The sequence below is a fragment of the Lysinibacillus sp. KU-BSD001 genome (assembly GCF_042920265.1).
In the GTDB taxonomy this organism is placed as follows: Bacteria; Bacillota; Bacilli; order Bacillales_A; family Planococcaceae; genus Lysinibacillus_B.
This window is the reverse complement of the sequence record NZ_JBDQZI010000002.1, coordinates 296,152-308,748: the sequence shown is the minus strand read 5'-3', so window position 1 is coordinate 308,748 and position 12,597 is coordinate 296,152. Positions and strand designations below refer to the sequence as shown.

Annotated in this window: 13 protein-coding genes and 1 other annotated feature (1 of these 14 only partly in view); of the genes, 10 read left to right on the top strand and 3 right to left on the bottom strand. The window is 40.7% G+C overall.

Annotated features, from left to right (window positions below):
- The first annotated feature begins 103 nt into the window (after positions 1-103).
- The 10 genes from AAGS61_RS04715 (at position 104) to AAGS61_RS04670 (ending at position 9,461) form a co-directional block, all read left to right on the top strand.
- Positions 104-793: an L-2-amino-thiazoline-4-carboxylic acid hydrolase gene (locus tag AAGS61_RS04715; protein WP_391368027.1), complete on the top strand. Its 690-nt coding sequence runs from the start codon at positions 104-106 to the stop codon at positions 791-793.
- Positions 793-2,016 (top strand): Zn-dependent hydrolase, encoded by a 1,224-nt coding sequence (locus AAGS61_RS04710; protein ID WP_391368024.1) that lies wholly within the window; start codon positions 793-795, stop codon positions 2,014-2,016. Before AAGS61_RS04715 ends, AAGS61_RS04710 begins: the two co-directional genes overlap by 1 nt.
- 12 nt (positions 2,017-2,028) lie before the next feature.
- Positions 2,029-3,228, top strand: a complete 1,200-nt coding sequence (locus tag AAGS61_RS04705; protein ID WP_391368021.1) for a MalY/PatB family protein — start codon at positions 2,029-2,031, stop codon at positions 3,226-3,228.
- 113 nt (positions 3,229-3,341) lie between these two features.
- Positions 3,342-3,896 (top strand): NADPH-dependent FMN reductase, encoded by a 555-nt coding sequence (locus AAGS61_RS04700; protein ID WP_391368018.1) that lies wholly within the window; start codon positions 3,342-3,344, stop codon positions 3,894-3,896.
- A 367-nt stretch (positions 3,897-4,263) separates the two neighbouring features.
- Positions 4,264-5,067 (top strand): ABC transporter ATP-binding protein, encoded by an 804-nt coding sequence (locus AAGS61_RS04695; protein WP_391368016.1) that lies wholly within the window; start codon positions 4,264-4,266, stop codon positions 5,065-5,067.
- A gap of 13 nt (positions 5,068-5,080) precedes the next feature.
- Entirely contained in the window at positions 5,081-5,914 is an 834-nt protein-coding gene (locus tag AAGS61_RS04690; protein WP_391368013.1) for an ABC transporter permease, read from the top strand.
- An 18-nt stretch (positions 5,915-5,932) separates the two neighbouring features.
- Positions 5,933-6,952, top strand: coding sequence for an ABC transporter substrate-binding protein (locus AAGS61_RS04685; RefSeq protein ID WP_391368011.1), 1,020 nt, complete (start codon positions 5,933-5,935; stop codon positions 6,950-6,952).
- A 52-nt stretch (positions 6,953-7,004) separates the two neighbouring features.
- Entirely contained in the window at positions 7,005-8,339 is a 1,335-nt protein-coding gene (locus tag AAGS61_RS04680; RefSeq protein WP_391368008.1) for an LLM class flavin-dependent oxidoreductase, read from the top strand.
- Positions 8,340-8,351: 12 nt separating this feature from the next.
- The gene (gene ssuE, locus AAGS61_RS04675) at positions 8,352-8,873 is read left to right on the top strand and encodes an NADPH-dependent FMN reductase (protein WP_391368005.1); all 522 of its coding nucleotides are present in this window, start codon (positions 8,352-8,354) and stop codon (positions 8,871-8,873) included.
- A gap of 198 nt (positions 8,874-9,071) precedes the next feature.
- On the top strand, positions 9,072-9,461 hold the full coding sequence (locus AAGS61_RS04670; protein WP_391368002.1) for a hypothetical protein: 390 nt from the start codon (positions 9,072-9,074) through the stop codon (positions 9,459-9,461).
- Between the two features lie 172 nt (positions 9,462-9,633).
- Here AAGS61_RS04670 and AAGS61_RS04665 read toward each other — a convergent pair whose 3' ends face one another.
- The 3 genes from AAGS61_RS04665 to AAGS61_RS04655 all read right to left on the bottom strand — a co-directional run bounded on the left by AAGS61_RS04665 (position 9,634) and on the right by AAGS61_RS04655 (position 12,167).
- Complete coding sequence (locus AAGS61_RS04665; RefSeq protein WP_391367999.1) at positions 9,634-10,035, bottom strand: hypothetical protein; 402 nt, start codon at positions 10,033-10,035, stop codon at positions 9,634-9,636.
- Positions 10,036-10,132: 97 nt separating this feature from the next.
- Complete coding sequence (locus AAGS61_RS04660) at positions 10,133-11,509, bottom strand: ATP-binding protein (RefSeq protein ID WP_391367996.1); 1,377 nt, start codon at positions 11,507-11,509, stop codon at positions 10,133-10,135.
- Positions 11,493-12,167, bottom strand: a complete 675-nt coding sequence (locus tag AAGS61_RS04655) for a response regulator transcription factor (RefSeq protein WP_391367994.1) — start codon at positions 12,165-12,167, stop codon at positions 11,493-11,495. The genes AAGS61_RS04660 and AAGS61_RS04655 overlap by 17 nt, the downstream gene beginning before the upstream one ends.
- Before the next feature lie 197 nt (positions 12,168-12,364).
- Positions 12,365-12,597 (top strand) — a binding site (T-box leader) (it continues 6 nt past the right edge of the window).

Below are 12,597 nucleotides of genomic sequence, written 5' to 3'. Positions count from 1 at the left end.
GAGCCGAATGGAGCGGAAAGCAACGGTTACCAAAATGGTGATATATGTTCAAAAGTTTGCTCGTTATAAGTTAAAAATAAAATTTCAAAGGAGTTATAAAAACATGACAGAGTTGGCAATGAAAAATTTATCGATGGATATGATTAGCGCTAAAATGTTCACGTGTTTAGACAAAGAAATTACTGTGAAATACGGGGAAGAGGGGAAAACATATTTAGTCGAGGGCTTAACAAGATTTGGCTTAAAAGATGCGGAAGCGATGGCCAAAAAAGCAACAGCTGAAGGGGAAAACCACACTTTCTTTCAATACTTACCTAAACAAATCGAAGGGGTAGAGCAATATGCACACTTAACGGATTTTGCGAGATTCGCCAAAATGTTTGCGCAAATTGCAAAGGTTGTAGTGGATATACACGGGGATGAAGGAAAACAAGTCATTTCGGAAGCGGTGCGTAAATTTGGCGAGAGTCGCGGACAAGGGATTGCCCAACGTGCCCGTGCCAATGGGTTCGATAATGATATTGATAATTACTTAAAGCATTACGATATGGGGCGCAGTGATTTATTTCACTATGAATCGTATTTCACGTCCGACAATATCGAGCAAACGTTTTTCCACTGTCCACTAGGGCAACAGTGGGCGGATGATAATATGCATGAGTACGGCATTTTATATTGTCAGATGATCGATCCAGCAATCGCAAGTGGGTATAACGAAAAGTTTGAAGTGGAGCACGATCAATATGTTTTAAAAGAAGGCGTATGCCATTTTAACTTTAAAATGAAAGAGTGATGAGCTTGATTCAACTAAATCGATTATTAAGACATATTGAACAATTGGGGACAATCGGGCAAATGCCAGACGGTGGGGTTAGCCGATTATCTTTTACAGATGCAGAACACGAAGCCAATCAATTTGTACAAATGTTAATGCAGCAAGCGGGGATGGAAACGTCCATTGACCCGATCGGCAATATCATTGGTACGTATTGTAAAGATCGCTCTATAAGTCATGAAGCCCCGATTATTATGGGTTCGCATATTGATACTGTGCCAAACGGTGGGAAATATGACGGTGCTTTAGGTGTATTAACGGCCATCGAGGTCATACAGACATTCCATGAGAACGACATTACACTCGCAAGACCGATTCAAGTCATCGCGTTTAAAGATGAAGAAGGGGTACGCTTTGGTGTCGGTATGCTTGGGAGTCGTGCAGTCGCTGGCACATTGACAGCACCTATGTTAGAAGCGGTGGATGCACAAGGCATTACGGTCGCTCAAGCAATGGAAAAACAACATTTACAGCCTGCTAACATTCACTTGGCTAAAATCGACTCGATTTATGCATATTTGGAACTGCATATTGAACAAGGACGTGTATTAGAAACGGAAAATCTCCCGGTCGGTGTTGTGACAGGGATTGCGGGTCCACTTTGGTTGGAAGTAACGATTCATGGATTAGCTGAGCATGCCGGAGCCACACCGATGCAACTACGGCAAGATGCTTTAGCCGGCGCTGCTGAAATGATGGTAGCAATTGAGCGAATTGCAAACGGAATTGACGGAACAGTAGCAACAGTTGGGAAAATTGTTGTTGAAAATGCAGGCGTTAATGTCATTCCAGGTCAAGTCACATTTACCTGTGATCTTAGACATGTCATACAAGAAAGTCGAGATCTGGCAGAGCATGAAATCAAAAAAGCCATTTGTACGATTGCAACAAAACGTCATTTATATTCCTGCGTGAAAGAATTACAACGTGTCAAGCCTGTCACAACGGATGCGGCTATTATGCAAACGATTCATCAGGCCATGGAGAAGTGCGGTTACGATGCGTTTTATTTAAGTAGTGGGGCAGGGCACGACGCAATGCAATTTGCCCATCATTGCCCAATCGGCATGATTTTTGTCCGCAGCAAAGACGGCGTGAGCCACAACCCATTAGAATATTCGTCTCCAGCAGACATTAAAGCGGGTGCACAAGTGTTATTCGAAACAATTTTAGCGTTATAGGGGGTGCATAACATGTTCGATATGATGGTCAATAGATTGAATTGTAACTCGGTAAAGTGGGATGTCACAGAGAAAGCGAGCAATTCGGACAAGGCATTATTGCCGATGTGGATTGCTGATATGGATTTCAAAGTTGCGCCAGAAATTCAACAGTCGCTATTGAATGAAATTGAGCGGGGGATCTTTGGCTATACGTATATGCCTGAAAGTGCAAAAGAGGCGATTGTGCAGTGGGTGCTCAACAGGCATGGATGGTTGGTTGATGAACAAACCATTCTCTTCCGAAAAGGGGTCATTCCTGCCATTGCCGATGTCATTAAAGGATTCACAAAAAAAGGAGACGCTGTATTAATCGCGCCACCTGTGTATCCACCATTTCAACAACTGCCGGAATTCAATCAACGAAAAGTGGTGCACTGTCCATTAGTAGAACAAAACGGAAACTATTCAATGGACTTTGTACTGCTTGAACAGCTATTAAAACAAGACGATGTGAAGTTATTTATTTTCTGTAATCCGCATAATCCAGTCGGGAAAGTGTGGACAGAAGCAGAACTAAAGCAAATTTCAGCGCTATGTTATGAGCATAATGTGTTAATTTTATCCGATGAAATTCATGCGGATATCGTCTTTGGTGATGCACAGCATACGCCGATTGCGAAGGTGGCAACGGAGGCAGAACAAGCGAATATTATTACGTGCATGGCGCCTACGAAAACATTCAATTTAGCAGGGCTACAAATTGCGTATATGATTGTGACGGATCCCCAAAAAAGACAGCAACTGAATAGACAATATGAAGCGAGTGGATATGGGGACTTAAACTGTTTTGCAGCCGTCACGATGCAAACGGCCTATAATGACTGTGCCTATTGGGTAGAGGAGATGCTTCAATATATTTCAGCAAATATGGATTATGTGATCCGAGAGTTAAAGGTGATTCCGAAAGTAAAGGTATATAAACCAGATGCTACCTATTTACTTTGGATTGATTATCGGGAACTCCATATTTCTGAACAACAGATGATGAATAGTTTAGTGGAAGTGGGCGGCTTAGTGTTAGATCCAGGCACGAAATATGGTGTAGCAGGGGACGGATTTATTCGGTTAAATGTCGCATACCCGATGTCCACTATAAAAGAGGCAGTAGCAAGACTACTGCAAACATTTAACATGATTGAAGAAACAGAAGTGATAGCCGCTTTGAGGTAAAGTACGCCTTAAGACTGAAATTTAGCAAAGTGTGTACTCTGTTGTGTAGCATTCTGTTACAATACTATACGAGGATATGAACGCTCGTATTTCACAACGGAGGAACGATAACAATGAAAATTTTACTCGTTGACGGCACAATTTTCGGCAAGAAAACAGGTGCTTTATTGCAACAAGTTCAACAATATATCGCACAATATAATGCGGATTTACAATTAGAAATTCTTTCTTTTAGCGAGTTAAAGCATCAAATTTTAGATGGTAGCCCGCTAAATGATGATATGAAAATGATGATTCAAAAATTTGAAGAAGCAGATGGGTACGTATTTGCTTCACCTATTTTCCAAGCATCCATTCCAGGCGTGTTAAAAAATGCATTCGATATGATTCCACCGAAAGCACTACGCTACAAGCCAGCTGCAATCGTTGGGAATGGTGGCACATACCAGCACCATTTAGTATTAGAAAACCAGCTGAAGCCGATTCTAGATTACTTCCGCTGCTTAGTCACACCAAACTATGTGTACACACATGCCGATCATTTCGATGCAGACAATCGCATCATTGACGAAGACGTACATGCACGTTTACGTGAATTGGCGCGCGTGTTCGTACAATACTGCGAAATGAGCAAATCACTTACAAAAGAGCCTGTTGACGCAAAATAAAATAAGTACTTGATACCCCACCGAAATCATCATTCGGTGGGTTTTTTATTTGTTAGTGGACAGAAGGTAACCGATACAAACGATGACATGAGCTAGCAGGTTTATTGTTTAATTTAAATATTTATAAAATTCTTTTCAAAAAGATATTGACGCACAAAACACTTTTATGTATTATGTTTATTAACTTAGTAGGAATTAAAAACAAAGAGTAGCTCACTAGACAACTGGAGGCTCTTTACTGCGAAAACAGTAAAGGGCCTCCTTTTGTTTGTATACAGGGAATGCTTGCTGTTATTTTTTTCTTTTATATTCCTATTAATTTTATAGGTATAGTTAAAATTAAAATCATACTGTAGGAGGAGAGAAGATGGGAGAAAAAATTAGAATTGAGCGGTTGACGAAAACGTTTGAAGTGCGCGATCCAAAAAATAAACGTCTGACAAAACAATTTACAGCTATCGAAAATATGGATTTTCGTATTGATGAAGGCGAGTTTCTAACGATTGTAGGTCCTAGTGGTTGTGGGAAATCGACATTGCTTGATTTATTAGGCGGATTATCGACTGCTTCTACAGGACGTATTCTCATCGATGGTCGTGAGATTACAGGGCCAGGGCTTGACCGAGGCATCGTTTTTCAACAGTATGCATTATTTCCATGGAAGACAGCGCGCGGCAATATCGAATTTGGACTAGAGGCAAAAGGGATACCAAAATCCGAATGGAAGGAACAAGCCAATTATTATTTAAATTTAGTTGGGTTAAATAAGTTTGCGGAGCATTATCCGCATGAATTATCCGGTGGAATGAAGCAACGCATTGCCATTGCTAGAAGCTTGGCCTTCAATCCAGACGTACTCCTAATGGATGAACCATTTGCAGCACTGGATGCGCAAACGCGTGAAACATTACAAACAGAGCTGTTACGTATTTGGGAGAAAACAAAGAAGACGATTATTTTTATTACACATGGGATTGATGAAGCAGTGTATTTAGGGCAACGAGTCGTCGTCCTCTCACCCAATCCAGGGCGTGTGAAGAAAATTATTGAGATTCCGTTAAAAAATAAATTAGCGGATACGGATATTAAATCCAATCCGCAATTTATTAAGGCAAGACATGAAGTATGGAGCTTGCTACACGAGCTAGAATACCAAGGGGCTTATATTTAAGGAGGAATGCTAGATGGTAACAATTCGAAAATCGATTAATGAAGAACTACAGAAGAAAATACCGCCTCCTCGTGTGAAGGCTACTGTATTTCCAAGCTTTTTAAATGGCTTGAAAAAAACGATTGTACTGATTTTATTTTTTGTCACATGGGAAATTGCTCCTAAACTTGGTCTTGTAGATCGTGCCTTTTTCCCGACTTTTTCAGAAGTAATCGGAGCCTGGTGGCAGCTTATCCTATCTGGAGAACTATTTACTCATTTTCAAGCGAGTATTATTCGCTCCATTGTGGGCTTTTTATTGGCACTTCTAGTGGCGATTCCATTAGGACTTCTCATTGGCTGGTATCCGGTAGCGAGAGATTTACTGAGTCCGTTACTTGAGTTATTCCGTAATACAGCAGCATTAGCGCTGTTACCGGTATTTATTTTATTGCTAGGTATTGGCGAAATATCAAAGTTTGCGATTATTTTATTCGCATGTACATGGCCGATTTTATTAAACACTATTTCAGCTGTGAAAAATGTCGATCCATTGTTCATTAAATCGGCACGGTCGATGAATATTTCATCTTTTAAGCTATTTTATAAAGTGATTTTACCAGCTTCCGTTCCAACCATTTTTACTGGCATTCGCATGGCAGGAACAGGCGCCATTTTAGTATTAATCGCAGCTGAAATGGTCGGTGCGAAAGAGGGACTTGGCTATTTCATCACATACACACAATATAACTTTTTAATTCCCGAAATGTATGCCGGGATTTTAACAATCTCATTGTTAGGGTTAGTTATTAATCACTTATTAGTGTTATTAGAAAAACGATTTTCCAGATGGAAACAACTAGTTTAGATAGGGAGAGTGAAAACGATGAAAGTGTTTATTCGTATTTTAGAAATTTTAGCTGCCTTAAGTATTGTGGTGACGGTGCTGGGTGCATGTGAAGAGAAGGCAGCCACAACAGCAAGCGGGGAAAGCGGGAAGATATTACGCTATCAACAGCCTGCAAGTATCGTGTATCCAGTGGAGCTTGCGGCAGATTTAGGGTATTTAGGTGATGTGCAGTTAGAAAGTGTCGGAAACTATAAGGGGGGACCAGAGAGCATCCAGTTAACCGCAACGGGAGAGATCGATTTTGGTTGGGCATTTAATGGTGCATTGGTCAAATCTGCTTCGAAAAACGTTAACTTAGTTTCGGTGATTGGTGCATATGGCAGTGATGATGTGAATTTTACCGGAGCATATGTTTTAGAAGAGAGTGAGATTGATGAACCGAAAGATTTAATCGGGAAGAAAGTCGGTGTCAATATTTTAGGGGCACATTCAGAATTTACCCTCGTCGAATATTTGCGACAAGGTGGTTTAAATGAAGCGGAAATTAAGCAAGTACAGTTGGTGACGATTCCTACGACGAATGCAGAACAATCGCTACGTGCAGGACATTTAGATGCAATTTTATTGCTAGGAGCACCACAAGATTTAGCATTAGAGCGTGGTGGATTAAAACGATTGTTTACAGATACAGAAGTGTTTGGTTTTAACTTTACAGGTGGTAACTATTTCTTCACCGAGGCGTTTGTTGAAGAAAATCCTGAAACAGTACAACAATTTGTAGAAGGGATAGCAAAAGCAATTGAATGGGCACGTACAACACCACGTGAAGAAGTGATTACCCGATTTGCAGACATTATTGAAAAGCGTCCGGGCAATGAATCGACAGACTATGTTCAATATTGGAAGAGTTTTGGCATTGCCAATGAAGGTGGCGTAATTGCAGACGAAGAATTTGATGTTTGGATTGATTGGTTAGTGAAAAGTGGCGAATTACAAGAGGGTGACATACAAGTAAAGGACTTATATACGAATGAATTTAACCCTTACGCTAAATAATTTTTTCATATAATACCTACTAAAATTATAAGATAAATAGGAGTGAGATTACATGGTTAAAAAACAAATGAAATTAGGGGCATTCTTTTTCTTACCGGGGCATCATGTAGCGAGCTGGCGCCATCCACAAGCAGAGGTACACGATACATGGACGATATCTTACTTAACACAGTTAGCACAAACAGCAGAGCGCGGCAAATTCGATAATATTTTCTTTGCGGATGTATTTGGTCAAGGTGTGCACGAAAGTTCATTATCTGGCATTAAGTTGGATCCATTAGTGATCATTTCTGCATTAGCAGCAGTTACAAAAAATATCGGTTTAACCGCGACGTTAACGACAACGTATAATGAGCCCTTTCATGTAGCACGTAAATTTGCAGCGATTGATCACTTATCTGGTGGGCGAGCGGCTTGGAATGTCGTCACGTCACAAAATGAAAATGAAGCGCAATTATTCGGTAAAGAGCAGCACTTACAGCATGCAAATCGTTATGCTCGTGCCGAAGAGTTTGTCGATGTCGTGAAAAAATTATGGCATTCCATTGAGGCAGAGGCATTAGTCATTGATAAAGAAAAAGGGCAATTTTTAGATATTACGAAAACAAAAAAAGTAGAGCATGAGGGTAAGCACTTTAACGTAACGGGTTATTTGGATACGCCATCGACACCACAAGGGCATCCAGTCATCGTGCAGGCAGGTTCTTCAGAGGCAGGGAAAGAATTAGCAGCAAAAACAGCTGAAGTCATTTTTACAGCATGGCAAACATTAGAGGATGCTCAAGCATTTTATCAAGATGTGAAGTCGCGCTTAGCAAAGTATGGTCGTAGCGAAGAAGATTTAAAAGTAATGCCAGGCGTCTTTATTACAGTAGCTAAAACAGAGGAAGAAGCACGTCGTAAGCAAAAAGAGTTAAATAGCTATATTTCGCCTGAAGTAGGCCTTGGGTATTTATCCTACTTTATTGGTAAAGATGTGACGCAGTTAGACCCGGATTCGTCCATTCCAGATTTCGGCGTGAACGAAGAGGACGTAACTAATCCAAATACACGCGCCAATATTATTAAAAATACGATTATACAAAATGGCTTTACGACATTACGTGAGCTTTATGAGCATATTGCAGGTGCACGTGGTCATCGTGAAATTGTAGGAACGCCTGAACAAATTGCCGATCAACTACAAGAATGGTTTGAAAATGGCGCGGCAGACGGCTTTAATATTATGCCGCCAACGTTCCCACAAGGGCTGAACGATATTGTCGATTTAGTCATTCCAGAATTACAACGTCGTGGTCTGTTCCGTACAGAATATGAGGGTACGACATTACGCGAAAATTTAGGGTTAAAGCACCCAATAGCACAGCAAGTCGTGCATACAAATTAAGGGGGATGTCACATGGCACATGTAGTAATTATTAATGGAACGAATTCAGAAAGCTCGCGTATTCAAGGTGTGCAACAATATATTGAACAGCACGTGGAAGAAGCGCGTAGCATTGAAGTGTATAAGCTACCAGCACAAGCACTCGTCACAGCGGATTATACGAATGAAGTCATTCAAGCAGCAAACCGACTCATTGAGCAGGCACAGGTCATCATTATTTTAACACCTGTTTATAAAGCATCATATACGGGCATTTTAAAGACATTTTTAGATCTCATTCCGCAAAAAGGTTTAGAAAATAAGGTGATTCTACCGATTATGGTCGGTGGCTCTGCGCATCATTTACTGGTGATTGAATATGCATTAAAACCGGTATTATCTGTATTGGGTGCAACAACGATTTTACAAGGTGTTTATTTGATTGATCAGTCGATTGAACGGACAGCTCATGGCTTTACGATTCAGGAAGAAGCACGTGAGCGCCTACAATCACAACTTCAAAAATTACGTAAGGAACCGATATTCTTATCGTAAATGATCCCTCTCCGTTGTGTAGAGCTACACGCGGAGAGGATTTTTGTGATGTAATGATTCAAGTGGTGCCTTATAAATAGTGTATTGAAATCCATCATCACGTTTATATAGAAAAGTGCCTTTTGATTGCATGCTGAACAGTCATTTTGTTAAATAGGAGGGGGAATATTCAACAGAAGCTAGGAGATGAAAGCATACATGAATAAAATGGTGATGGCATTAGTGACTACGGGACTACTGCTTACTGCTTGCCAAGGGACAGATGAAAAAAGCAACGAGGTAGCAGAGGAAAATACACAGACGCCGCAAACAGGTGAAGAACAGTCAGCACAAAACGTGCCAAATGCATCAAATGATGAACAATGGGCTTCATTACCTGAATATCACGTCATTATGGAACAAATCGGGACGAAGGATTACAACGTTGAAACAGTAACAGATAACGAAGAGAAACGCATACTCCTCATTAGTGATGAATCAGGGGAATCACAATATAAAACGATATTTATTAAACAGACACAACGTCTCAAAATCATTGAAATGGGCGAGGACGGACAAATTTTCAATGACATCTTACCTGAAAAATAATTGAGTGAAACGCTACTTGTAAAAAATCCTATAAGTCCACAGCTTATAGGATTTCTATATATAAATCATCTTAAAATTTTCAACTGTGACCGGTCAAAAGGCTACCGTATCCGAGCAAAAGCCCACGATAACCTCAAAAATGACGCTGGAATAGTTAAAGACTATTAAACTATTATTTTTTTGTCTCTTCAGACTTTAACGTAAATGTAACCCAAATAAATACCGCAAAGCTAATTAATAATGTGGTACCCCCTGCGATAAAGAAGATGAGTGTAAAGACTTCACTCAAGTTAAATGGGTTGATATAGTAAAATAACATACCAATGGTTAAGCCAATCGAGCTAAGGATGGCAGTCCAGCCGTGTACACTAACCAATTTCTTCGAACGTACTTCAAACACGCGGTAAAATAGCCCCCAAGCAAAGACAGAAAGCCAGCCAACGACAAGAATATGAGCATGAATAGCACGTAATTGATAATTACCAGACCCCGACATATCAGAACCGATCACAGCCCCGATGAGTCCGAAAATAGCGGCTAAACGAATCAGACGAATACTCCATTGTTTTTCCATAAAAAAACCCCTCCATATTTTTTACAATACAGAGAGTATAAATCTGCTATCTAAACTGTATCTGAACTTTTTATCCTGCTCAGCAAGATTTCAAATTCTAGTCACAATTATGCGCATCAAACGTTAAAATAAAGGTAGTTCCTTTATGCTTCTCGCTTTTCACCTCAATCGTGCCATTGTGCAATTCCACGACTTGCTTGACGATGACTAAACCGAGCCCTGTTCCTGGTGTTGTCCGAGATTGTTCCCCACGGAAAAAGGGCTCGAAAATATGCGGTAATTGCGTGGCGTCAATTCCGTCTCCCTCATCTTGTATATGGAGTGTGATTTTCCCGTCCTGACATGTGCCAGTCATCGTAATTTCGCTCCCAGCATCGCTATATTTGATGGCATTATCCAATAAATTTTCGATGGCATACGTTAAAAATGGCGCACTGCCCTTCATCGGCATAGGGGCAAGTTCCAACCAAACGGTCATTTGCTTTTTTTGTAGCGACCACTGACGCTCCTGTACGACCTGCTTCACGACTTCATCTAGTAGGAGGCGCTCTTTTTGCTCGACAAGCTTCGTCGCACTTTGCCAAAGGAGGAGCTGTTTCGTTAAACGTGAAAGTCGCTCGCTTTCTGCCTCGATAATTTGCCCGTATTCCACTATTTGCTTACCACTCTCCTCATGTTTTTGAATGAGCGAGGCATACCCCCCGATATTTTGTAGGGGAGTTTGAAAATCGTGTGAGACATTGCGGATAAAGTCTTTCCGTATTTCCCGTTGTTTTTTTAATTCTTCCGTCATATCATTGAAATTTCGTGCCAGTTCACCAATTTCATCTTGGCGAGTCAGCTCTACATAAGCATCAAAGTTTTCGGTTGCCACTTGTTGCGTCGCGCGAGTCAGTCGTTGAATCGGCTTGATTAAATACCACGCAGCGAAAATCATCGCCACAATACTGAGAAGTGGAACAATGGTGATGATGGCCCCTACAATAAAATGCACTTCGTTAAACAATAATGGAATATCCAATCGTACGAACATGGCATATGTGTTTCCTTCGTATTGGAAGGGTAGCCCAACTGTGTTTGTTAAGTCATTCGCAAAAAAGCCGGTAATAAATAATTGTCTCGGGTATTGTTTAATGCCGTGATACGTTTCACCGTCCAAGACGCGCTCGATGACAGTTGGAGGGAGTTCACGTAGGCGATATTGGCCACCATAAAAGGTCCCTTGCAAATCCGTATCGACTAAATAAATTTGATAGCCAATTTGTCCAAGGTGTTGCATGTATGTGTCAAGTGAATCCGGTGATTCATGTTCAATGTAATCGACAATATGTGTCACGAGCTCGACGTACTTAGCGTCATTTTGTCCTTTAATGACTTGATGGTACAGGGCATTGGTCATTAAAAAGCCGATGACCGAGCTCATGATCATAATGGCAATGGTAAAAAGGGTAAATTTGCTATAAAGTGTTTTCATGTTCGACCTCAATTTGATAACCAACATTACGTACCGTTTTAATCGTTACCGTACTTTTTAGACGAGCGAGCTTGTCACGTAGCCTTTTAATATGTGTATTGAGCGTGTCATCACTTACGATATCCCCCCACACCTGCTCCATTAAATAAGGGCGCTCAAACACACGGGTACGTCCACATAAAATAGCTAATAGCTCAAATTCCTTATTCGGTAGCACAATGGAGATAGACCCTTTTGTCACTTCATATTGCTCCCGATTTAACATTAAATCCCCGCATTCTATTTTGTTTTGAGTCAGCTTGTCGTATCGACGTAAAATTGCTTGAACCCGGAATAGTAGCTCCTCAGGCTCGAATGGTTTCACGATATAGTCATCCGCCCCTGCTGTAAATCCAGCCCGTTTATCATCCAGCTGTGCACGTGCCGTTAAGAGTAAAACAGGTATTTCCCAATCTTCTTTTAGTATTTTAGTTAACGCCAAGCCGTCTACAAGTGGCATCATGACATCGACAACCGCAATATCGACCGTTTCATCCATTATGTCTAGCGCTTCTTGTCCATTTTTCGCGATAATTGTATCGTAATGCCATTGCTGAAAATGCGTAGCGAGTAATTTTAGTATAGAGACTTCATCATCGACTAATAAAATTTTCCTCAAATTATCCACATCCTTTTTGCCATCTCAATTGTTATGGATTATGACATGAAAAAAGAGCCATCGCAAGGAGCGGGAGGATGCCTTTTAAAATTTAAAAACAAAGGTTTGTCTATTTTCGCTAAATAAAGAAAAGAAAATATTTTCAGAAAAATGTTGACTTTTAAAAAATGATTGATTAAAATTTCTTTCAAGAGAACAGTTAAGCCTCGATTGGAAATAGTAAAAAGGCTGCGTACTTTTAGAGAGCCGGTGGGTGGTGCAAACCGGTAGACGCGAATTTTGAACTCGTCCATGAGCTACTCCCTGAACGTATGTAGTAAGGGACGTCGGTTGCCTCCGTTAACGGGCTAGACAGTGATAGCTGTTGATAAGGGGAATGCATGCAGTAATGCGCATTCAATTAGAGTGGTACCGCGAGAACAATCTCGTC

Coding starts and splice junctions, on each gene's coding strand:
- AAGS61_RS04715 (WP_391368027.1), top strand. CDS start 104: ATGACAGAGTTGGCAATGAAAAATTTATCGATGGATATGATTAGCGCT.
- AAGS61_RS04710 (WP_391368024.1), top strand. CDS start 793: ATGAGCTTGATTCAACTAAATCGATTATTAAGACATATTGAACAATTG.
- AAGS61_RS04705 (WP_391368021.1), top strand. CDS start 2,029: ATGTTCGATATGATGGTCAATAGATTGAATTGTAACTCGGTAAAGTGG.
- AAGS61_RS04700 (WP_391368018.1), top strand. CDS start 3,342: ATGAAAATTTTACTCGTTGACGGCACAATTTTCGGCAAGAAAACAGGT.
- AAGS61_RS04695 (WP_391368016.1), top strand. CDS start 4,264: ATGGGAGAAAAAATTAGAATTGAGCGGTTGACGAAAACGTTTGAAGTG.
- AAGS61_RS04690 (WP_391368013.1), top strand. CDS start 5,081: ATGGTAACAATTCGAAAATCGATTAATGAAGAACTACAGAAGAAAATA.
- AAGS61_RS04685 (WP_391368011.1), top strand. CDS start 5,933: ATGAAAGTGTTTATTCGTATTTTAGAAATTTTAGCTGCCTTAAGTATT.
- AAGS61_RS04680 (WP_391368008.1), top strand. CDS start 7,005: ATGGTTAAAAAACAAATGAAATTAGGGGCATTCTTTTTCTTACCGGGG.
- ssuE (WP_391368005.1), top strand. CDS start 8,352: ATGGCACATGTAGTAATTATTAATGGAACGAATTCAGAAAGCTCGCGT.
- AAGS61_RS04670 (WP_391368002.1), top strand. CDS start 9,072: ATGAATAAAATGGTGATGGCATTAGTGACTACGGGACTACTGCTTACT.
- AAGS61_RS04665 (WP_391367999.1), bottom strand. CDS start 10,035: ATGGAAAAACAATGGAGTATTCGTCTGATTCGTTTAGCCGCTATTTTC.
- AAGS61_RS04660 (WP_391367996.1), bottom strand. CDS start 11,509: ATGAAAACACTTTATAGCAAATTTACCCTTTTTACCATTGCCATTATG.